The following is a 21264-nucleotide window of genomic DNA, read 5'->3' on the forward strand; positions in this document are numbered from 1 at the left end:
GGCCGAAACGTCAGGGAATGGTTTGCAGCCCGTAACCAGTTCGCCATAATGTTCGGCGAGCGCTTCGACGCTTGAGTATCCCAAACCGCATGGGCCGGGACAGATACACAGAGTTCAGGACACTCCCCAACATTTAAGCCAAGCGCTACAACAAACAAGTTCCAGAGCATCACATCCAGATGGACGTCAAGTTCCTGACATCCACTGGACAAAAGGGTGAGAAAATCCATCGCTTCCAGTATACAGCCATTGGCGACGCCACCCGGGTTCGCGCCCTGAAAATATCAAGCATACTCAAGCCAATGCGATCGATTTTGTCGACCACATCATTGAGAAGTTCCCCTTCGGCATAAAGGTAATCCGCACTCATAGCGGTCACGAGTTCCAAGCAAATTCCACTGGCACGTCGAGGATCTTGGTATCCGCCACGCCTATATCAGACGCGGAACACCGCAACTGAACGGCAAAGCCGAGCGATCGCACAGATCTCACGGCCAGAAATTCTACCAGCAGCTCAGCTACAAAGGTGACGTCGATCTCGAGGCAAAACGGGCGGAATGGGAACGGTTCTACAACTTCCACAGGCCCCATGAAGCTCACAGCGGCAAAACGCCTTACGACGCCCTCAGAGAAAATCTATACCCACCAAACTCGATGTTCCGCGAGCCGCCGCACCTTACAAATTTACGCCAGTTACTGTCCTACAAATGGTCATATGTTCACTGCTGATTGGGCCCGAAATTGGCGGATACAGGCACGCACCAAGAACGTCAGAAGATTTCAAACAACCCCGCAGCCCCCTGACCACCGCCGATACACATCGACACAACGCCGTAGCGTGCGCCGCGGCGCTTGCCTTCCAGTAATATATGCCCAGCCATACGCGCCCCCGACATGCCGTAAGGATGGCCGATCGAAATCGCCCCGCCATTCACGTTCAGCCTCTCGTCCGGAATCCCCAGTTTATCGCGGCAATACAGAAGCTGGGCGGCAAAGGCTTCGTTGATTTCCCAGAGATCGATATCATCCATCGACAGTCCCGCCCGGTCCAGAAGGCGTGGGATCGCAAAGACCGGACCTATCCCCATTTCCTCGGGGGCGCAGCCCGCCACCGCAAAGCCCCGGAATGCTCCAAGCGGGGTCAAACCACGCCGGGTCGCCTCGGCGCTCTCCATGATCACGCAGGCCGATGCCCCGTCAGAAAGCTGACTGGCATTGCCAGCAGTGACACATTTATCAGGCCCCAGAACGGGCTTGAGGCTTGCGAGCCCCTCTAGCTCTGTTGTCGGACGATTGCACTCATCTGCCTCCAACCTGACCGGCTTCATACTGGTCTCGCCGCTCGCCTTATCGGTGACGATTTTCATCGCGTCGACGGAAACGATCTCATCTGCGAAAAGGCCCGCTGCCTGAGCACGCGCCGTGCGTTGCTGACTTTGCAGCGCATAGGCATCTTGTGCGGCACGGCTGACACCGTAGCGCTGCGCGACGATTTCTGCCGTTTCGATCATCGACAGGTAATAGGCATCGCGAACGCCCGGCGCGCGGTAGTGAGACCCGTTCCATTCTGCATTCTGAACCAGCGAAATGGATTCGAGCCCGCCTGCCAGGGCGACATCAGCGCCTTCGCTTGTCACCATATGCGCCGCCAACGCGATCGCGTTCAGCCCCGATGCGCATTGCCGATCCAGTGTGACGCCGGCCACGCTGTCGGGCAGATGAGCAGCCTGCACAATATGGCGCGCGACGTTGACACCTGTCGTGCCCTGCGTGAGAGCACAACCGAAGACGGCATCTTCAATCTCGCCCCCTTCCAGCCCGGCGCGCGTCACGGCCGCCTTGACGGCATGGGCCGCCAACGCTGGCCCTTCGAGATTGTTGAACGCGCCGCGATAGGCCTTGCCTATAGGGGTGCGCGCGGTGGAGACGATGACAGCTTCGCGCATGTTGAACCTCAGATCGTTTCGGTGCCGCACCAGTTCGCGATGAACAGGGCGGTGCTTTGTGTGATGCGGCGGAGGCTTTCCAGCTCCACCCGCTCGTTGAAACCGTGAATGGCCTCGGCGCGCGGGCCATAGACCAGCGCTGGCGTGTCGGCATACAGACCAAAGAAACGCGCATCTGTCGTCGCAGTGATCGCCATCCGATCAAGGGCGCGATCATTGACCGCGAGATGCGCGGCATCCAATGCGCCAATTGCGGCTTTTGCCGTAGCGGATGTGTCGTCGCTCAGCGCATAGCCCTCGGCGAGAAAACCGTGCCAGACGATTTCAGGCAGGGAATTCTTCAAGAAGGCGTTCTCGCGTGCGGCCGCCATCAGCACCTCTTCAATCTGCGCTTTCGCAGCGTCGATGTCCTGCCCCGGATAGATCGCGATCCGCATGTCAAAAACACACCAAGCAGGCACGGAACTGGCCCAATCGCCCCCTTCAATCTTGCCGATATTAAGGTTTATCGGATGATGGGCATGCGCATAGTCGCCATGGCGACACCCCGGCGCGTTCCAGCGCTCTTCAAGCGTGTGAAGTGCGGCGATCAGCGGAATAGCGGCTTCGATCGCGTTCGCGCCACTGCCAGCATAGGCCACATGGGTCGGCAGGCCTTTCAGATGCACCTGCGCCCAGATCACGCCAAGTTGGGCGCTGACCAGTTTTTCTTCGAACGGTTCGGGGATCAGCGCGGCCTCGGCTCGATAGCCGCGCTCGAGACAGGCCAAGGCACCGTTGCCAGTGCATTCCTCTTCGACCACCGATTGATAGAAAACATCTGCTGCGGGCGCGAGATTGAGATGGCGCAGCGCGTCCAGCGCAAAGAGGTTAGAGACCAGCCCCGCCTTCATATCCCCTGCCCCGCGCCCATAGAGCCAACCGTCATCGACATGGGGCGCGAAAGGTGGGCTGTCCCACATATCCAGCGGCCCCGCAGGCACAACATCTATATGGCCGTTCAGGATCAGCGAACGGCCCTTGCGGGTGGTGCTGCGATGGCTGCCCACCACATTCACGGCATCTTCATACTCCCCGATCACCGGCGAAAAGCCGGGCAGATCGCGGATTTTGTCCAACTCAATCTGCCAGCGGTCCACCTCAAGGCCACGCTCGGCCAACGCGCCGGCCATGAAATCCTGTGCGCTTTGCTCATTCCCGCGCGTCGAGGGATGCGCGGTCAGCTCGCTCAGGAACGCGACTTCGCTCTCAAACAGGTCATCGACCGCGCTGAGAAGCCGGGTTTGCAGGTCTTGGTCCATCATCGGCCTCAAAAGGTTGGAATGTCGGATTGCGGGATGGTGATCGAGGCACCTGTCGCGGCACGAAGCTCTGCCACGCTGACGCCGGTGGCCAGTTCGCGCAGCGCAAAGCCATTTGGCGTCACATCCACCACCGCCATATCCGTATAAATCCGCGCCACTCGGCCCCGTGCCGTCAACGGCAGCGTGCAGGCGTCCAGCAGTTTCGGATTGCCCTTGCGGTCGCAATGGGTGGTCATCACCACCACCCGGCGCGCTTTTTGCGCCAGCTCGATCGCGCCGCCCGCCCCCGGAGAAAACTTGCCCGGAATCTTCCAGTTCGCCAGATCACCATTGCGCGCCACCTCGAAAGCGCCCAGCAGCGTCAGATCAAGCCGCCCCGAGCGCACCAGCGCAAAAGACACCGCACTGTCGAAAAACGCCGAGCCGGGAATGGTCGAAACATAGGCCCCGCCCGCGTCGATCAGATTACGATCCGCCTCATCATATGGCAGCATCGCACCAATGCCCGTCAGCCCATTTTCGGAATGCAGACAGACCGGGAAATCGGCAGGCAAATGGTTGACGACCTGTGTTGGCAAGCCAATTCCCAGATTGACCACCATACCCGGTGCAATTTCTTGCGCCGCGCGCGCCACCATGCGGGATCTAGCGTCTGACAATGCCATACTCCTGAGAAAGTTCTTTTATTTCAACAACGTGATCGACAAAAGCGCCGGTGGTCTCGACCGCGTCCGGCGCAAGGCCTCCTAGCGGCACAAGGGCTTCGGCCTCGACAATGACGCGCGCAGCCGCCATCGCCATCAACGGGTTGAAATTGCGCGCAGTGGCAGCGTAAGCGAGATTGCCAAACGGATCTGCGATGGCTGCGTGGATCAGCGCCACATCGGCGCGCAGCGCGGGTTCAACCAACATTGCGCGCCCATTCATCTCAACCACCTGTTTGCCATTGGCCAGTTCGGTCTCAATGCCAATATCGGTCAAGATTGCGCCCAAACCGGCCCCACCTGCGCGGATACGTTCCGCCAAGATGCCCTGAGCGCAGAATTCGACCTCAAGATCACCCGAATTCATGGCCGCGATTGCATTTGCGTTGAGACCCAGATGGGTCACGATCAGTTTGCGCACCTGACCGTTTTTAATCAGGTGGTCGATCCCCATTCCCGCCTCGTTGGCGTCGTTTTTGACCAACACCAAATCGCGCTGGCCTTGGCGAGCCAACTCGTTCAGGAGCGTGAAAGGTGTTCCGGGAACGCCAAACCCGCCAACCAAAACTGTCGCGCCATTGGGGATTGCGGCGATCACATCGTGGAGTTCCGTGGATTTGTCAGGGAGCTTCATTCCGCCGTCCCTTCCAACACGGGCAAGGCGTGTTTTTCGGCGAACGCATCCAGTGCATCGCACAGTATTTCCATAATTTCGTCGATCTGCGCTTCGGTCACGATGAGAGGTGGGCAAACCAGGAAATGATCTCCCTCTTTGCCCCCGCGTGTGCGCCGAGAATAGATGATCAGCCCGCGTTCATACGCCAGTTCAACCAGCTCGACATGCGCGTTCCAATCCTTGGGCAACACCGCCATCGTCTCGCGGTCCGAAACCAGCTCAAAGGCCAGCAAAAGCCCCTTGCCGCGCACGTCGCCGATAAAGGGATACCGCTCCATCAACCCGGTCAGGCGGGCTTTGAGCACGTCGCCCATCCGTGCGGCATTGCCAATGATGTCGTGCTCTTCCATCTCTTCCAGCACGGCCAGACCCGCCGCGCAGGCCAGCGGATTTCCTGCATAGGTAAAGCCATGCTGAAACCCGCCTGAGTCCAGAAGCGCCTCGACCATATCGTTGCGTGCGACCACAGCGCCAAGCGGCGCATAGCCCGCGCCAAACCCTTTCGACATCGCGACAATATCGGGGGTGATCCCCCAGTGCTCGGCGGCAAGAAATTTCCCGGTGCGCCCTGCCCCGGTCATGACTTCATCATAGATCAGCAAGACGCCGTATTCGCGGCAGATCTCGGCCACGCGGGCATAATAGCTGTCGGGCGCGACCAGCGCACCGGTCGAGGCCCCGCCAACGGGCTCCATAAGAAATGCCAACACGCTATCGGGCCCCTCGGCCAAGATTTTCTCGCGCAGCATTTCGGCATATTTGATACCGCGTTGCTCCTCGCTCAGATTGTCGCGATCAAGATAGCAGGTCGGCGCGGGGATTTTCGGCATCTCCTCAAACATCGGCGCGAAAGCGCCGGTGAACAACGGGCTGCCCGTCACTCCAAGCGACCCCATCGTGGCGCCATGATAAGAGGGCGTGCGCGAGATCACCTTCCAGCGGCTGCCCTGCCCCTGAGTGACGGCATATTGGCGCGCAAGCTTGATCGCCGTTTCCACTGCCTCAGAGCCGCCGGACACAAAAAACACCCGATCCAGCCCCTCGGGCATAAGCCCCGCGACTTTGGCGGCCAGCTTTTCAGAGGGTTCAGTGCGGAAATGCAGGCGATACCCGAACGTCGCACGGTCCATCTGCGCCTTCATCTTGGCCAGAACATTGGGGTTGGAATGGCCGATATTGGACACCATCGCCCCGGACGAGCCGTCAATATAGCGCTTGCCCGACACATCATAGAGATAGATCCCCTCGCCATAATCCAGAAACGGGCGAGGTTGGCGGGATTGGTAGAACAGGTGAGACTGCTCGGTCTTCATTTCGCACCTTCAAGATGTTTACGCAGGAAATTTTGGGTTCGCTCTTGCGTCGGGTTTTTGAAGACCAGTTCAGGTGGGCCTTCTTCAACAACCAGACCTTTGTCCATGAAGATCACGCGGTCGCAGACCGAGGCCGCGAAATCCATTTCATGGGTGACGATGATCATCGTCATATGCTCCTCAGCGAGCTTTTTCATCACGAGGTTCACCTCCTCGACCAACTCAGGATCGAGCGCAGAGGTCGCTTCGTCAAACAGCATCAGCTTGGGCTTCATCGCCAAGGCTCGCGCAATAGCGACACGCTGCTTCTGCCCGCCCGAAAGCTGCGAGGGGTAGTAATCGATCCGCTCAAGCATCCCGACATGATCCAGCTGTTCTTCGGCCAGCGTATCGGCCTCTTTGTCAGAAATCGTCTTGAGCAGCTTTGGCGCCATCGTGACATTTTCGCGCACGGTGAGATGCGGAAACAGGTTGAAATGCTGAAACACCATGCCGATCTGCTGACGCATCTCGTTGATATGATTTTCATATTGTCGATGCGGCAGGGCTTTGTTGACCTGCAGCCCGTCCAGCCAAACTTCACCAGCAGTCAGCGGGTCAAGGTCGTTGATCGCGCGCAACAGCGTGGATTTCCCCGATCCCGAGGGGCCAATGATCGCAACGATCTGACCGCGCTCGACCGTGAGAGAGATGTCCTTGAGAACCTCTAGCTTGCCATAGGACTTCTGAGCATGGCGGATCTCAACGAAAGGATGTGTCTGTGTCATGTCGCTTCCTCTGGCTTCAGCGAGAGAGACGGTTGCGCTTTTCGAACCCGCGCAGCACCGCCTCCATTCCCAGGTTGATGACGTAATAAAGCACCGCAGCAGCTGCGTAGAATTCAAACGGACGATAGGTGCGCCCGATGGCAAGCTGAGCAGACAGGGTCAATTCGCTCACGCCGATCACCGACACCAACGCGCTATCTTTAAGCAGTGCGATCATGTTGTTGCCGATGGGCGGTAATACATCGCGCACCGCTTGCGGTACGACGACACGCATCAGCGCCTGACGTCGAGACAGACCCAGCGTGCGTGCGGCCTCCATCTGCCCCTTGTCGACAGCCACCATCGCGGTCTGGATCAATTCAGAATTATAGACCGCATAGTGAAAGCCAAGCCCGATCACACCCGCGACGAAAGCCGGAAGATCGACCCCAATCTGTGCGAGGCCAAAGTAAATCAGGAACAGCTGCAACAGCAGCGGCGTGCCCATAAACAGCCACGAGACGAAACGGAACGGCAAGCGCACCACAAGCGGCCCGTAAAGGGCAACAACCGCCAGCAGGATACCTCCGAAGAAGCTTAGCACTGCAGAGGTGGCGGTAATAGCGATGGTCCAAAGAACACCAAGGGCCAACGTGCCATAAAAGGGCGGGATAACGGAGAAATCGAGACCCATAGCTCACTCCTGTTCCACAGCATTGCGAGGGAAAAGACGCATGATCATTGCAGGCGCGCCCGGCGATCGAGATAGGCGACGCCCTTGCCTGTGATCGTAATGATCACGAGGTAGAGAATGCCTGCGAGGAAGAACATCTCGAAGGGTTTATAGGTCGACCCGATATAGCGTTGCGCGGTGTAGGTCAGTTCGACCACCGAGATCGCCGAGACCAATGCGGTCCCCTTGATCTGCGCGTTGATATTGACACCAAGCGGGCGGATCATCAGGCGCATTGCTTGGGGCAAAACCACCTTGCGAAAGCTCTGCGCGCGCGACAGGCCCAGCGTGCGGGCCGCCTCGCCTTGCCCCTCATCGACCGAGATGATCGCACCGCGCATCGTTTCGGTCATATAAGCCCCGATATTGAGCCCCAGACCAATCACGCCTGCACTGAACGCGTCCAACTGGATGCCGATCTGCGGGCCGCCAAAATACAGCAAGAACAGCTGAATAAGCGCGGGCGTGCCACGAAACAAGCTGACATAGGCTGCCCCCAAAAACCGCACGATTGCAAAGCGCGAGAACCGCGCCGTGGCCCCCAAAGCGCCACAAATCAGCCCGAGCACGGTTGTCAAAACCGAAAGCTCAACAGTGACCAAGGCCGCCTTGAGAAAATAGGGATAGACCTTGAGGATCAGTTCCACGTCCATACGTTTTCGCCCCGGTTCTTGGGATGATCGAAGTCCCAGCACCCGCCATTCTCATGCGCGGCAGGTGCTGGGAGTTTGCTACCTGAATTTAGCGGATGTCGCCGCCGACCCATTTCTTGGCAAGCTCAAGATAGGTGCCGTCGGCCTGCATCGCGTCCAATGCGTCCTGCATCGCCTTGTGCAATTCGGGATTGCCTTTGCGGATCGCGATCCCGGCCTCATCGGCCACACCACCCAGCTTGACGTCGAGTTGTTTGATCGGTGCATCGTTTTTCGTGATGGCCAGCAGCACCGGAATATCGTCGTTGACGATTGCATCGACGCGGCCGTTTTCCAGTTCCAACATGAGTTCGGGCAGACCTTTATAGGTGCGCACCTTGTAGCCTTGTTCGCGGGCCCATTGCTCATGCGTCTCACCCAACGTGGCGCCAAGGGTCGCCGTCTTCAGATCGTCGAGCGTCTTGATTTTGCTATCCTTGGTCACAAAGATACCGCGACGCATGCGGTAATACGGGCCAACGAAATCGACGACTTTTTCGCGGTCCGGAGTGATCGACATGGACCCGATGATGGCGTCGTATTTATTGGCCAACAACCCGCCGATAATCCCGTCCCAAGCGGTGGTGATGATCTCAACTTTGAGGCCCATGCGCTTGGCGATCTCTTCGCCAATAGCCGGATCGAACCCGACAACCTGATTCTCTTCATTGATGAAGTTGAAGGGAGGATATGCGCCCGACATAGCAATGCGCATCACACCGTTTTTCTTGAGGGTTTCCAGCTCATCTGCAAAGGCGATCCCCGGCAACGAGACGCCAGCGGCAGCCAGCGCGCTAACGCCGACAAGGGATTTGAGAACGGTTCTACGATTGGTCATGTAACTCTCCTGATGGATTGCGATACACGGTCGCCCTGTTCCCGGAACGTCCCGCGCTGGAGGGGGGTATAAATGCCTCCTTGCAGAAAAGCTTGCATGTGCGACATCATAGCGCAAATAAATATATTAAATTCTGAATATAGATTGGATCTATCGTGAAGCCGTACGAACAACGCTTTCCTTGGAACCTCGACTGGAATCTTCTGCGCACCTTCATGGTTGTGGTTGAGCAACGCGGGATCTCGCGCGCAGCATATTATTTGGGGCTGAAACAGCCAACGATCTCCGCTGCCCTGAGGCGATTGGAAGACACAACCGGGCATAAGTTGATCATCAGAAAACCCAATGAATTCAGCGTAACGCGTGCGGGAAGTATTTTATATCAGGAATGCTCGCAGATCTTTGGGTCGGTCTCACAACTGCCGTCGCTGTTGGAGAGCGGTGCCGAAGAATTGCGCGGACATATCACAATTGCCACAACTTCGCATGTGATCTCGGATCACTACGATGACCTGCTGCACGACTTCGCCAGTGCACATCCAAAAGTAACCTTTTCGACCACAGTTGCCGAAAGCGAAGAAGTCGTCAGTCGCGTGCAGCAGAACCGTGCGAGTTTCGGACTCTGTCTTTTGCACAAAATTCCAGCCAATCTGAAAGCATCCATCCTGTATCGGGAATATTTCGGCCTGTTCTGCGGCCCCCGCCACTCTCTTTTCACGAAAGAGAGAATCGCACTGGACGAGATCGAGGGCGAAACATCGGTCTCCTTTCAGACAGAAACCGAGGAAGGCCCCCTCTTTCCGGTTGCCCATCTGCGGGCCCGCGCCAAGCTGGCCCCCGGCTGGCGCGGTGTCTCGTCGAGCTTACATGAGCTGCGCCGGATGATCGTCGCTGGAGTGGGAATTGGCGCGCTGCCCCTCCATGTGGCAAAGCGTGATATCGAAAGCGGGCTATTGCGACAATTGCCCCCCTACGACGCGCTGCCGCTCGTCAATATCTACTTGCTTACCAACCCACTGCGGAAATTGTCCGATGCAGAGACCGTGTTTTTAGCCACCTGCCAAGCGGCAATCAAAGACAACACCCTGGAAGCGCGGACTTACAAATAGCAGCGCATCTGAACTGAAACGGGCCGGGTCTGACCAAGACCAATTGCTTCACTGCCTGCGGCCATATGAACGCAGCACGCTGCGCATATTAGTTGCCCGATCGGTCGCAAGCGTGTCATGCATCATGCGGCAGAACCAATAGATCTGTATCAGCAGGTAGCGAATTGCTTGCACTGAGTTGCACTCAAGGGATGGATGCATGAAATTGCGGACTCATCACCAGAGGGGATTGCGACATGATGATCTATGGACTGAACACCTGCGCAGTTTGTCAAAAGGCCAGAAAAGCCTTGGAGGCTGCGGGCAACGACGTCAGTTTTCGCGATATCCGGGCAGATCCACTGAGCGAAGCTGAATTGGCTGAGTTGATTGCAGAGTTCGGAGATCGTTTGGTGGATCGCAATTCGAGCGATTACCGAGGGCTCAATCTTTGGATGAAAAATGCGGAGGCAGAGGCGCAGATCGCGGCCCAACCCAAGGTGATGACGCGTCCGGTAATCCGTGATCGGCATATGCTTTACCTGGGGTGGGATGAGACAGTTCAAAAAGCATTACTTCCTGAGTGATATCGCGAACGGTGATGCGTGGTCGAATACCTCAATCCCAGTTGAACGACGGCAAGGCACAAGAATGGCAGCAACCCGAAATCTGCTTTGCGATAAAAGCAGATGCCGTGAACGGCAGGTCCCGTCGCACCCCGCTCGGAGACTGAGGCTTTGACGATCTCGTTTGTGCCAGCTGCGGGCATCCAGCAACGGGTCGCCGTCCGGCCTAGCCCAGCATGTGGCCAACTGTAACACCGCCGCTGGCTGCACCTAGTTCATTTCAAAGCAACAGGCGGGACATGCGTTGGCGCGGGCTGCAAAGCGTGAATATGGTCGCCAGCTTGGCTTTCCTTAGCTGGCGCGCGCTGCAGCGGAGCGAAATCATCGGGCGTAATGGTCTCGCGTTCCAACAAAAGCGCAGCACCTGCATCCAGATCGGCACGGCGTTCAGTCAGGATGGCTTTCGCCCGTTCATATGCCTCATCAATCAGGTTGCGCACAGCCAGATCAACCTCGCGCGCCGTCGCTTCAGAATAGTCCTTGGTGCTGTTTTCAAACTGCGAATTACCCAGCCATTGAAGATGCTTTTGTTCCAACACAGCCTGCCCGAGTGCCTCACTCATGCCAAAGCGGGTGACGCATTCGCGCGCGATGTCGGTCACTTTGGCCAGATCGTCCGACGCCCCGGTCGAGATCTCGCCAAAGACGATATCTTCTGAGGCTCGACCCGCCAAAAGCACGACCATTCGATCTTTGAGATCACCAAAGGTGATCAGAAAACGATCCTCTGTGGGGCGTTGCATCGTGTATCCAAGCGCCCCGATAGAGCGGGGAATGATCGACACTTTGTGAATCGGATCGGTGCTTGGCAGGGCGGTCGCTGTGAGGGCATGGCCCAACTCGTGATAGGCTACGCGCTTGCGCTCTATCGGGTTGAGGATCCGGGTCTTGCGTTCGGACCCTGCTACGATCCGCTCGACGGCGGCGGTCATGTCAGTTTCGGTGACGCGATCGCCGCCACGCCGGGTTGCGATGATTGCGGCCTCGTTGACGAGATTGGCCAGATCGGCCCCGGTGAACCCTGTGGTCAGCCCCGCGATGTCATAAAGATTGACCGCAGGATCAAGTTTGACCTTGCGCGTATGCACCTTGAGAATATCTACCCGGCCCTTGTGTTCGGGGCGATCGACAACCACTTGGCGATCAAACCGACCTGCGCGCAACAAGGCCGGGTCCAGAATTTCGGGCCGGTTGGTCGCCGCAAGCAGTACAATCCCGACGCTCGGGTCGAACCCATCCAATTCGGATAAAAGTTGGTTCAACGTTTGCTCTTTCTCATCTCCTCCCCCCATACCCGACATTGCCGAGCGCGCGCGCCCCAGCGCGTCGAGTTCGTCGATGAAGATGATACAGGGCGCAGCCTTGCGGGCTTGCTCGAAGAGGTCGCGTACGCGCGCCGCCCCGACACCCACAAACATCTCGACGAATTCCGACCCCGAGATCGAAAAGAACGCAACCCCTGCCTCGCCGGCGACTGCGCGCGCCAGCAAGGTTTTACCGGTCCCCGGCGGACCCACCAGCAGAACACCCTTTGGAATACGCGCCCCAAGTCGGCCGTACTTATCTTTATCCGCAAGAAACGACACGATTTCCTTCAACTCAGCCTTGGCCTCGTCCACGCCTGCGACGTCCTCAAACGTGACGCCAGTGTCGCGTTCCACATAGACCTTGGCCTTGGATTTGCCGATATTGATAAGCCCGCCCATGCCCTGACGATCCGCCATCTTCCGGAAAAAGATCGCCCAGAGGCCGAAAAAGAATAAAACCGGTATAATCCAAGACAAAAGTGTCGTCAGCCAAGTTTCGTCAGAGCCGCCTGTGAACTTTACGCCGTCGGCTTCAAGTTGCGCGGCGAAGCTTGGCTCAACCCGTTGTGTGACGAAATATTGCTTGCCGTCCACGGTGGCCTTGAATGCGCCTTGAATCTTGCTTTCAGTCACGACAACTTCGGAAATCTTGTTGTCTTTCAGGTAGGTTAGAAACTCGCTGTAATCGAGTGTCGCAACGCTGCGACTTGCGAGCCAGGCCTGAATCGACATCACGCAAAAAAACGCAAAAACAATATAGCCAACGTTGAATTTATGCTTGGATTCCATCGGGGGTCTTTCGATTACAGAGATCACGAACCCTGCAACCATGCTGTGGCGTGCCGCGCAATACGTTGACGTGGATCATCTTTTTGTTGGAATATGTCCATAATCGCCAATTTGTTAGCGAGTTTCAATGTTTGAAAAGCACGCTGAGGGCGACCACGTGAATCTTGCCTGCGAAGGCATGGACATCGCAAGCCGTTCGAGCCGATGACCGATTTGCTCAAGGCCTATCAGGCAAGCGGTGGACGAAGTGGAATTTGCCGCACCCGCGTGATCCATAACGGGTTCACGGCCGAACAGATGGCACCCGAGTAAAAGAAATCTGACCGCGCCCGACGTGGTGATTGAGACGTTTTACGGTCTTTCCTGGCCAATCATGTCAAAAATGTTGGGTGCTATGACCGATCTTCAAGCCGAAGACCCAAAGACCGAGGGTATCGAGATTCCTGAGGCCGTTGGTGTCTTCGACAGCTTCGAGAGCCTTCAGCAAACTTTCTACGATCTTCGCATGGTCGGATTCAGTCGATTTTATATCCGCCTGCTGGCCATGCAGGAAATGCTGGAAAAGAGCCGGGCAAAGCCTATTGGCGCGCTTGGTTGGGCAACGTGTCTTATGTCGTGCTGATCTTCGGTGCGCTGAGTTGTTTCTATCCGGCCTTCGTGAACGAGGGAAATACGGTGCAGGCCATTATCGGCGCATCGGTCGTTCTTTGGGTTGCCCACGCACTTGTTCTGATGGGTATTCGACAGGCGGCAATCATTAACGTTGTAACCACAATCGCCAAACTGGCGCCGATCGCGCTGTTTATCGTGCTGGTAGCTGTCGCATTCAATATGCCGAAATTCAGTTCTGACTTTTGGGGATGCAGACGCCAGATCTGGCCTGATCAGCCCCACCTGAGTGGTCCAGTTTGAAAGTTAGTGCATAATTGGCCTGAGTTGCATCGTGACGATGGTTTCCGGAGCCGGTGGGCGGTAGCCCAAGGCATTATGTGGTCGTTTGGTATTGTAGTGTTTCCTCCATCGTTCGATCAGGGCTTGTGCTTCACGAAGCGTGTAGAAGACTTCGCCGTTGAGCAGTTCATCCCTCATTCGCGCGTTAAAGCTCTTGCAGTAGCCGTTCTCCCAGGGCGATCCGGGCTCGATATAGGGGGTCTTGGCCCCGACCGCCGCAATCCAGTCTCGCACAGCTTGAGTAATAAACTCAGGGCCGTTGTCTGACCGGATGTAGGCCGGCACCCCGCGGAGGATGAACAGGTCCGTCAGCGCGTCGATGACCTCCGTAGAGTTCATCTTGCGCTTCGTGGCAGCCCTTTCGCAAGCGCTCAAAGAGCGTCGATCGCGGTTCCACTAGATAGCCAGCTTGTATAGCGGCATTCGGAATGGCCCAAGCTATGTTCTAAGAGTTCAGTTCTTGAACGCTCGCACCGCCCAATCGATGAAGACCCGCAGCCGGGGGGAAACGTATCGAACTTTGGGATAAAAAACAGTCACCGGGGACGAAGGTGGCGGCGTGTCCCCGAGCAGTTCGACAAGGCGCCCTGCCCTCAAGTCATCTGCGGCCGAGTAGCGTGGCTTCTGGATGATCCCCAGTCCGAGACGGGCGCAATGGGCCAAGGTTTCTGTGCCGCTGACTGTCACGCTCGCGGGTAGCGAGATCTTTCGAACCTCTCCCTTCTGAAGAAATTCAAGCGGCAGGATCTTTCCCGTCGCCGATGTTCGAAAGCCGACCATCTGATGCTCCGCAAGGTCCGCGATAGAATGCGGCGTCCCATGTCGGTGCAGGTAAGCGGGCGAGGCGCAGGTCACCTCATCAAGGTCGGTCAGCTTGCGCCCCACCAAATCACTGTCGATCGGATCGCCGACCCGCACGGCGCAGTCTATACCTTCGCGGACCAGATTGACCAGACGGTCGCCTTCTTGCAAGTGGATCTCGATATCTGGATGGTGCCGCAGGAAGTCCGGCAACCCCGGCAACAAGAAATGCCGTGCCAGCCCCCCATGCACTGCGATATGCAGTTTGCCCCTGACTTTTGCCCCATCAAAGGCACTTTCGGCATCTTCGATCTCAGACAGGATCGAGAGGCAGCGTCGGTAATAGGCCTCGCCATCCGGTGTTGGATGAACGACGCGCGTCGTGCGATGCAGCAGGCTTACGCCCAATCTGGATTCAAGAGCCTTCACGGCATCTGTAACCGTTGATCGCGGCAAACCAAGGTCCGCCGCAGCCCTCGAAAAACTGCGCGCGTCCACGATACGGGTGAAGACATTCATAGCGTCGAGACGGTCCACCAGATTATCCGAATAATTAGAACAGTGATGTCAATGCATGCCAGTTTATACGGACAATAGAAAACACTAATTTCCTATCGCAACGGGCGCGGTGTTCGTTGTGAAAGGAAAATCCATGAAAGACATCAAAACCAGAACAGCTCTCGTGACAGGCGCATCCCGCGGGATCGGGGCGGCGATAGCGGAACGACTCGCGGCTGACGGCTTCAACCTTGTTGTCAATTATGCCAGCAGTGAAGCTGCGGCACTTAAGGTCGTGGACAAGATCGGCTCCGCTGGCGGCAGGGCCATTGCTGTTCAGGCAAACCTGTCCGATGTGTCAGCCACGAAACGGCTGTTTGATACGGCAGAAGCAGAGTTTGGAGGAGTCGACGTTCTGGTCAACAATGCGGGCATCATGAAGCTGGCCCCTTTGTCCCAAACCGACGACGCACTCTTTGACAGTCAGGTCGCGACCAACTTCAAGGGCACGTTCAATGCCCTGCGAGAAGCCGCAAACCGACTTCGCAACGGCGGGGCAATCGTCAACCTCTCGACCAGCGTGGTGGGCTTGAAACTCGAAACCTACGGCATCTATGCTGCGACCAAGGCTGGCGTCGAAACGATGACAGCTATCTTGGCCAAAGAGCTCCGTGGACGGCAGATCACGGTCAACGCGGTGGCGCCCGGTCCGACCGCAACGCAGCTTTTCCTCAATGGGAAGCCGCAGGAAATCGTGGATCGCATGTCGAAAATGGCACCTTTGGAGCGGCTTGGCACACCTGAGGACATCGCCAATGTCGTAGCATTTCTCGCCGGTCCAGACGGCGCATGGGTCAATGGTCAGACCCTACGTGCAAACGGCGGTATCATCTGACAAGCAGGCTACGGCGCAACGATCCGGCGGATTTCAGCAATAACGTGCTCGACCCCGCAATCGCTTGTTTCACGCGCATGGCTAGCCAAATGACCCAGATGAAGAGGAAACCCGTCTTTCTCGATCGGCGGCGCAAAGCCTATCAAAGAGGGGGGTGAGCGCTCCGATCAAACCCGTGTTTTGGCAGCATGGCCATATGGTCCGTCTGGGCGAGCATCGAGGGGATGAGTTGAAAGGATGGCATCACGGCCTCGATCCGTCGCTGCTGGCCCATATTAGCAAGCGGCACATTCAGTGACGTATGCATGTCTCCTCTGCCCCACATCGTGGTGTCGGGCCATGTGTGCGACTTGACCATGTCAAAACCCTGCGCCGCCGGGTGATCGCGGCGCATTGCGACGACGTAGCTTTCATCGAAAAAGGTGATTTTTTCGAGTTCCTCTATCTCGTTCGAATGAATCGAAATGGCAGTATTTGTATCCCCGTCGAGCAGATCACGTGCGGCGGCATCGTTGCCAATCCAAGGTCTAAAGATGAATGGAATTCAAGGCGCGCTCTTCTCCAGCGCGGCCACGAGTGCCCCGGTAACACGGAATGTTGGATCATAAGACGCAGTGATGCGCGCAACTTGCGCCACCTCTGCCAATGGGAGTTCGACAGGATCCAAAAGCATATCCAGATCGGCGAGGCGATCTTAACCTGTCCAAGGCCGAAGCGGCATTGGCACGCGCCGCGCAGGGCGTTGACACCGTCGAGGTGGTCTACAAGCAGGCCCGCTATTCCGACTGCGCGATCGACATGTTCACCGAGTTCGGCCCGGCGGTATGAATGTGCGACTGTGAGGCAAGCCCGTGTGTCCCCACCGCAAACTTTCTATTATCGTAAAAAACCCGCGCTCAGGCAAAACAAAAGGCGAATGCTTAGACATGGGCCTCAATGGCATCTCCTGCGGCTCATGCGGGCGGGCCCGGACAAACGGCATTCGGCTGTGGCACAGTGGGACAGGCTTGACCTTCACCATGGTGGTCACACCGTCAATCACCACGATCTGTTCGTCGGGATGCCACGCCACTGGCGCCTTTCCTGATCCTCCTTCTCTCCAGTCGAAATGGCGCGCCTGACCCGAGCAAAAATCAGCGGCACTTAGGCAGCGGCGGGATCGTCAGGGCGCACAAAACCGCAATCGGGCACGCACGGCGTTTCATCTGGCGTCGCCTCGGCGGGAAATACGTCAGCCGCACACTTCCCCGCGTGATCTCTGTTCCGAAACCGGGTCGCCGAAGGGAATATAAATCTAATGTTATCAAATACCTGGCTGACGCATCGACTCTGCCTTCACAAACTTTAAATAGACTTCGTCTGCCGCTTCCCTCGGGATCGGTGCTGTCACGTATCACAAAGGTATCGCCGATGACTCTCGTTCGCACGCTCATTGCCACCGCCACGCTCGCAATCATATCCGCAACCGCGCCCCAAGCTGCAACTCTGGCCGAGATCCAGAAAGCCGGGGTGTTTCGCGTCGGCACAGAAGGCACCTACCCGCCCTTCACCTATCACGACGCATCCGGCAAGCTCACCGGTTTTGATGTCGCAATCGCGCGCGCCATCGCGGCCAGGCTTGGCGTGAAAGTCGAATTCCTCGAGGGGCGCTGGGATGGCCTGATCGCGGGGATCGATGCCAATCGCTATGACGCGGTGATCAACGAGGTGGGCATCACGGATGCGCGCAAACAGAAATACGACTTTTCGCAACCCTATATCGCCTCTAAGGCGGCGCTGATTGTGCGCGCCGACGATACCGACATCAAAGGTTTCTCCGACCTGAATGGCAAGACCGCAGCCCAGTCTCTGTCAAGCAATTACGGAGCGATCGCCACGCAAAACGGTGCCACGCTTATCGGCACAGACGGGTTTGCGCAGTCGATCGCGCTGGTTTTGCAGCATCGCGCGGATGCGACCGTGAATGACAGCCTCTCTTTCCTCGATTTCAAAAAACACAAGCCGGAGGCCCCCGTGAAGCTGGCCGCAACGCTGCCAAATGCGGATTTCTCTGGTGTCATCATCGCCAAGAACCAACCCGAGCTTCTGGCCGCAATCAATGATGCGCTGGACGCGATGAAGGCTGACGGAACCTATCTGAAGATTTCGCAAGAGTATTTCGGCGAAGACGTCTCCAAGTAACAGATGCATCGGGGGGCGTGGCCCCCCTGCCCCGCGGAAAGGATCCGGCGTGTCTGATTGGTTGCCATTGATGTGGAGTTCGCTCGCACCGCTTTTGCGTGCGACGCTGACATTCACAATCCCGCTCACCCTCATCACCTTCACGCTGGGCCTTGCGTTGGGGCTGCTCTGTGCGGTTATCCGGTTGTTCGGTCCACGCCCTCTAGTCTGGATCGTGCGGTTCTATGTCTGGGTCATCCGGGGCACACCGCTGCTGGTGCAGCTTTTCCTGATCTTTTACGGCTTGCCAAGCTTGGGCATCACCTTGGATGCCTTTGTTGCCGGGTTGATCGGTTTCACGCTGAATGTTGGGGCCTATACATCTGAAATCTTGCGCGCAGTGATCTCTTCCGTACCCAAGGGGCAATGGGAGGCGTCCTATTCGATCGGCATGAGTTGGCGTCAAACGATGAAACGCACGATTATGCCTCAGGCGGCCCGCGTCGCGGTTCCGCCGCTGTCAAACAGCTTCATCTCGCTTGTCAAAGACACCTCGCTTGCCGCCGCAATTACCGTGCCCGAGCTGTTTCAGGCGGCGCAACGCATTGTCGCTACCACGTATGAGCCCCTGATCCTGTATGTCGAGGCGGCACTGATCTATCTCGCGCTGTGCTCAGTGCTGTCCGCGCTGCAGGGACGGCTTGAGCGGCGCCTTGGCCAATATGGCGGCTTTCTGGAGGAGCGCAGATGATCGAGCTATCGGGTATCACCAAGACATTTGGCGCAAATACCGTCCTTTCCGACGTCTCGCTGAGGATGCAAGAAGGCTCGGTGACAGCGCTGATCGGGCCCTCGGGGGGCGGGAAAAGCACGCTTTTGCGCTGCATCAACCTGCTGGAAATGCCCTCAAGCGGGACACTTGAAATTGGGGAGGCGCAAGTGACCTTCTCTGAGGGGCACCGTCTGACGCGCACCCAGATTCAGCTGATCCGTCAGCAGACCGGCATGGTCTTTCAGAATTTTCAGCTCTTCCCGCATCGCACTGCCATCGAGAATGTGATGGAGGGGCTCGTGACCGTCCTGCACTGGCCAGTCGACAAGGCCCGCTCTCGTGCGATGGCGCTGTTGGAAAAGGTGGGGATGGCACATAAAGCGGATGCTTGGCCGGCAACGCTGTCGGGCGGGCAGCAGCAACGGATCGCCATCGCGCGCGCCCTTGCCCCGTCGCCGCGTGTTCTTTTATGTGACGAACCCACATCGGCGCTCGATCCCGAGCTGGCGTCGGAAGTTGTGGACGTGCTGGCCCAGCTCGCGCATGAGGGCACAACGATGGTGATGGCGACACATGATCTGCGGCTAGCCTCGCAGATCGCCGAGACAGTGATCGTTCTTGATGGCGGGCATGTGGTGGAAACGGGCCCGGCCCGCCAGCTGTTCGACGCCCCAACCCAAGAGCGCACGGCACGCTTCATTGCAACCCTGAAGTCCGCGGGGACTGCTGGATAGGTCTGGCGCGGAGCAACAAGCTTCAGGGCCATCGCTCCGTTTTGGACCCGTCTGCCTAAAAACAACCTGACAAAAGCTTAGAATGAGCGACTTGGCTGCGTTGGTTGATGAGACGGCGACGCCACCTTGAGTGGCGCCCGCAAAACGTTTGCAGAATGGCAGGAGGACTACAATTGGCGCAGACCACATTCAGCCCTAGGCAACCTGACACCCATGGAATTCTTGCAGAGAACGACGATGGACAAAATGGCCGCCTGAGGCCACAGATTTAACTGCTCTGCCCGCTGAAAATTGGACCGTTTGAAACTGGAGTTTTCAGCTAAGCTTTCCTGGCTGGGAGAGGAGCGGAAACGCATGAAAGCATCGAAGTTCACGGAAGCGCAGAAGGCGTTCATTCTGAAGCAAGGCGAGGAAGGCACGTCGGTTGCCGAGATCTGTCGCAAGGCCGGGATCGGGCAGTCGACCTATTTCGCCTGGAAGAAGAAATACGGCGGGTTGTTGCCCGATGAGATGCGTCGGCGGAAGCAGATCGTGGCGGATCTGACACTTGATCGTCAGATGTTGCAGGATGTTGTGCGGCGAAAGCTCTGAAGCCGGAACGGAGACGTGAACTGGTTCGCGGGATGTGCGCAGACTGGGCGGTCTCGATCCGCAGGGCATGTGGGGCCCTGAGGTTCGACCGCTCAAGCTACCACTACAAATCTCGCCGCACCGATCCGGCAGAGCTGAAACGGCGGATCAAAGAGATCTGCGAGACGCGTGTGCGCTATGGCTATCGGCGTGTCTACGTCGTCCTCGACCGGGAGGGTTGGGATGTCAGCATCAGGAGGGTCTACAATGTTTACAGAGACTTGGGGCTGCAACTGCGGAACAAGACGCCGAAACGACGGGTAAAAGCGAAGCTGCGCGATGACCGCGCAGACGCCGTTGGTCCGAACGATGTCTGGGCGATGGATTTCGTTCACGATCAGTTCGCCTTGGGCAAGAAACTGCGGATCCTGACCATTGTCGACACGCATTCACGTTACTGCCCAGCGACGGATCTGCGGTTTCGGTATCGCGGCGAAGATGTGGTCCAGACGCTTGAACGGATTTGTAGCAAGGTTGGCTACCCAAAAACGATACGAGTCGATAATGGCAGCGAGTTCATCTCCCGCGACCTCGATCTCTGGGCATATGCCAGGCAGGTTACCCTGGACTTCTCACGGCCCGGAAAGCCGACCGACAACGGCTTCATCGAGGCGTTCAACAGCAAGTTGCGGGCTGAGTGTCTGAACGCCCACTGGTTCATGAGCCTTGCGGATGCCGCGGAAAAGCTGGAGGATTGGCGAAGACACGACAACGACGATCGACCCCACAGTGCCATCGGATACAACGTCCCGAGCGCACTGCATTTTCCCGATGGCGCAACCAGCCCGCCGTCGTGACAAAGGCCGGAAACTCCGACGTCCGGCGGTCCAAAAACGTAGGCAGAGCATAACCCCAAGGACACCGCGCAAACCTGGAGGGAACTTGGGGCGCGGGTCAATCACCCCATGGGGGCGCTCGAGAATTCTTAACATTTCGTTCGAGAATCACGAGGAGTTTCAATCAGCCTCAACATCGCTGTTCTACAACTCAAACCTGCATTTTCAGACCTCCCGCGAAATTTCGAAGCGACCGTTGGGAGGTATCATCCGATGATCAGTCCG

At 57.4% G+C, this 21264-nt stretch carries 23 protein-coding genes and 3 pseudogenes; 12 read left to right on the forward strand and 14 right to left on the reverse strand.

Features of this window, described 5'->3' with window-relative positions:
• The coding region (locus QZ571_RS16235) for a hypothetical protein (RefSeq protein ID WP_295537005.1) at positions 1-230 on the reverse strand (230 nt) is incomplete at its 3' end.
• Between QZ571_RS16235 and QZ571_RS16240 the strand changes: the two are divergent.
• Positions 141-639: pseudogene (locus QZ571_RS16240) on the forward strand (integrase core domain-containing protein); the annotation flags it as partial. The gene QZ571_RS16235 and the pseudogene QZ571_RS16240 overlap by 90 nt on opposite strands.
• A gap of 131 nt (positions 640-770) precedes the next feature.
• On the opposite strand, the gene QZ571_RS16245 reads toward QZ571_RS16240, so the two are convergent.
• The 9 genes from QZ571_RS16245 to QZ571_RS16285 form a co-directional block, all read right to left on the reverse strand.
• Positions 771-1946 carry an acetyl-CoA C-acyltransferase gene (locus QZ571_RS16245; RefSeq protein WP_295536969.1) on the reverse strand — a complete coding sequence of 392 codons (1176 nt, stop codon included), beginning with the start codon at positions 1944-1946 and terminating at the stop codon, positions 771-773.
• Positions 1947-1954: 8 nt separating this feature from the next.
• Entirely contained in the window at positions 1955-3247 is a 1293-nt protein-coding gene (locus QZ571_RS16250; RefSeq protein ID WP_295536971.1) for an ArgE/DapE family deacylase, read from the reverse strand.
• An 8-nt stretch (positions 3248-3255) separates the two neighbouring features.
• Positions 3256-3909 carry a 3-oxoacid CoA-transferase subunit B gene (locus tag QZ571_RS16255; RefSeq protein WP_295536972.1) on the reverse strand — a complete coding sequence of 218 codons (654 nt, stop codon included), beginning with the start codon at positions 3907-3909 and terminating at the stop codon, positions 3256-3258.
• Positions 3896-4588: a CoA transferase subunit A gene (locus QZ571_RS16260; protein ID WP_295536974.1), complete on the reverse strand. Its 693-nt coding sequence runs from the start codon at positions 4586-4588 to the stop codon at positions 3896-3898. The genes QZ571_RS16255 and QZ571_RS16260 overlap by 14 nt, the downstream gene beginning before the upstream one ends.
• Positions 4585-5943, reverse strand: coding sequence for an aspartate aminotransferase family protein (locus QZ571_RS16265; RefSeq protein ID WP_295536975.1), 1359 nt, complete (start codon positions 5941-5943; stop codon positions 4585-4587). The genes QZ571_RS16260 and QZ571_RS16265 overlap by 4 nt, the downstream gene beginning before the upstream one ends.
• The gene (locus QZ571_RS16270) at positions 5940-6710 is read right to left on the reverse strand and encodes an amino acid ABC transporter ATP-binding protein (protein WP_295536977.1); all 771 of its coding nucleotides are present in this window, start codon (positions 6708-6710) and stop codon (positions 5940-5942) included. Before QZ571_RS16270 ends, QZ571_RS16265 begins: the two co-directional genes overlap by 4 nt.
• Before the next feature lie 16 nt (positions 6711-6726).
• Positions 6727-7383, reverse strand: coding sequence for an amino acid ABC transporter permease (locus QZ571_RS16275; RefSeq protein ID WP_295536979.1), 657 nt, complete (start codon positions 7381-7383; stop codon positions 6727-6729).
• A gap of 44 nt (positions 7384-7427) precedes the next feature.
• On the reverse strand, positions 7428-8075 hold the full coding sequence (locus QZ571_RS16280; protein WP_295536981.1) for an amino acid ABC transporter permease: 648 nt from the start codon (positions 8073-8075) through the stop codon (positions 7428-7430).
• 88 nt (positions 8076-8163) lie between these two features.
• The gene (locus QZ571_RS16285) at positions 8164-8952 is read right to left on the reverse strand and encodes a transporter substrate-binding domain-containing protein (protein WP_295536983.1); all 789 of its coding nucleotides are present in this window, start codon (positions 8950-8952) and stop codon (positions 8164-8166) included.
• Between the two features lie 155 nt (positions 8953-9107).
• Here QZ571_RS16285 and QZ571_RS16290 point away from each other — a divergent pair, with 155 nt between their 5' ends.
• Together QZ571_RS16290 and QZ571_RS16295 are read left to right on the forward strand one after the other, a co-directional pair.
• Positions 9108-10061 (forward strand): LysR family transcriptional regulator, encoded by a 954-nt coding sequence (locus QZ571_RS16290; RefSeq protein ID WP_295536984.1) that lies wholly within the window; start codon positions 9108-9110, stop codon positions 10059-10061.
• 236 nt (positions 10062-10297) lie between these two features.
• Positions 10298-10627, forward strand: coding sequence for an ArsC/Spx/MgsR family protein (locus tag QZ571_RS16295; RefSeq protein ID WP_295536986.1), 330 nt, complete (start codon positions 10298-10300; stop codon positions 10625-10627).
• Positions 10628-10881: 254 nt separating this feature from the next.
• Here QZ571_RS16295 and ftsH read toward each other — a convergent pair whose 3' ends face one another.
• Positions 10882-12762, reverse strand: coding sequence for an ATP-dependent zinc metalloprotease FtsH (gene ftsH, locus QZ571_RS16300; protein ID WP_295536988.1), 1881 nt, complete (start codon positions 12760-12762; stop codon positions 10882-10884).
• Between the two features lie 394 nt (positions 12763-13156).
• Between ftsH and QZ571_RS16305 the strand changes: the two genes are divergently transcribed.
• Together QZ571_RS16305 and QZ571_RS16310 are read left to right on the forward strand one after the other, a co-directional pair.
• Entirely contained in the window at positions 13157-13384 is a 228-nt protein-coding gene (locus QZ571_RS16305) for a hypothetical protein (RefSeq protein WP_295536989.1), read from the forward strand.
• Complete coding sequence (locus QZ571_RS16310; RefSeq protein WP_295536991.1) at positions 13366-13674, forward strand: amino acid permease; 309 nt, start codon at positions 13366-13368, stop codon at positions 13672-13674. Before QZ571_RS16305 ends, QZ571_RS16310 begins: the two co-directional genes overlap by 19 nt.
• Before the next feature lie 3 nt (positions 13675-13677).
• Here the strand turns inward: QZ571_RS16310 and QZ571_RS16315 are convergent.
• Positions 13678-14058: pseudogene (locus QZ571_RS16315) on the reverse strand (integrase core domain-containing protein); the annotation flags it as partial.
• Positions 14059-14166: 108 nt separating this feature from the next.
• The gene (locus QZ571_RS16320) at positions 14167-15051 is read right to left on the reverse strand and encodes a LysR family transcriptional regulator (protein ID WP_295536993.1); all 885 of its coding nucleotides are present in this window, start codon (positions 15049-15051) and stop codon (positions 14167-14169) included.
• Positions 15052-15166: 115 nt separating this feature from the next.
• Between QZ571_RS16320 and QZ571_RS16325 the strand changes: the two genes are divergently transcribed.
• A complete protein-coding gene (locus QZ571_RS16325) occupies positions 15167-15907 on the forward strand; it encodes an SDR family oxidoreductase (protein ID WP_295536995.1) in 741 nt (246 codons plus the stop codon).
• A gap of 142 nt (positions 15908-16049) precedes the next feature.
• Here QZ571_RS16325 and QZ571_RS18535 read toward each other — a convergent pair whose 3' ends face one another.
• On the reverse strand, positions 16050-16451 hold the full coding sequence (locus QZ571_RS18535) for a LysR substrate-binding domain-containing protein (protein ID WP_366929964.1): 402 nt from the start codon (positions 16449-16451) through the stop codon (positions 16050-16052).
• A gap of 101 nt (positions 16452-16552) precedes the next feature.
• Between QZ571_RS18535 and QZ571_RS16330 the strand changes: the two genes are divergently transcribed.
• From QZ571_RS16330 to QZ571_RS16355, 6 genes and pseudogenes are all read left to right on the forward strand, one after another.
• Complete coding sequence (locus QZ571_RS16330) at positions 16553-16735, forward strand: hypothetical protein (protein ID WP_295536997.1); 183 nt, start codon at positions 16553-16555, stop codon at positions 16733-16735.
• A 582-nt stretch (positions 16736-17317) separates the two neighbouring features.
• Positions 17318-18088 (forward strand): amino acid ABC transporter substrate-binding protein, encoded by a 771-nt coding sequence (locus QZ571_RS16335; protein ID WP_295536998.1) that lies wholly within the window; start codon positions 17318-17320, stop codon positions 18086-18088.
• 49 nt (positions 18089-18137) lie between these two features.
• A complete protein-coding gene (locus QZ571_RS16340) occupies positions 18138-18818 on the forward strand; it encodes an amino acid ABC transporter permease (protein ID WP_295537000.1) in 681 nt (226 codons plus the stop codon).
• The gene (locus tag QZ571_RS16345; protein ID WP_295537001.1) at positions 18815-19573 is read left to right on the forward strand and encodes an amino acid ABC transporter ATP-binding protein; all 759 of its coding nucleotides are present in this window, start codon (positions 18815-18817) and stop codon (positions 19571-19573) included. The genes QZ571_RS16340 and QZ571_RS16345 overlap by 4 nt, the downstream gene beginning before the upstream one ends.
• 123 nt (positions 19574-19696) lie before the next feature.
• Positions 19697-19831, forward strand: a pseudogene (locus QZ571_RS16350) (integrase core domain-containing protein); the annotation flags it as partial.
• Between the two features lie 96 nt (positions 19832-19927).
• A protein-coding gene (locus QZ571_RS16355) for an IS3 family transposase (protein ID WP_295537003.1) occupies positions 19928-21000 on the forward strand; the annotation gives its coding sequence in 2 pieces (ribosomal slippage) (positions 19928-20159 and positions 20159-21000; 1074 coding nt in all).
• The last annotated feature ends 264 nt before the right edge of the window (positions 21001-21264 follow it).

This window comes from uncultured Thioclava sp. (assembly GCF_913064665.1).
GTDB lineage: Bacteria > Pseudomonadota > Alphaproteobacteria > Rhodobacterales > Rhodobacteraceae > Thioclava > Thioclava arctica.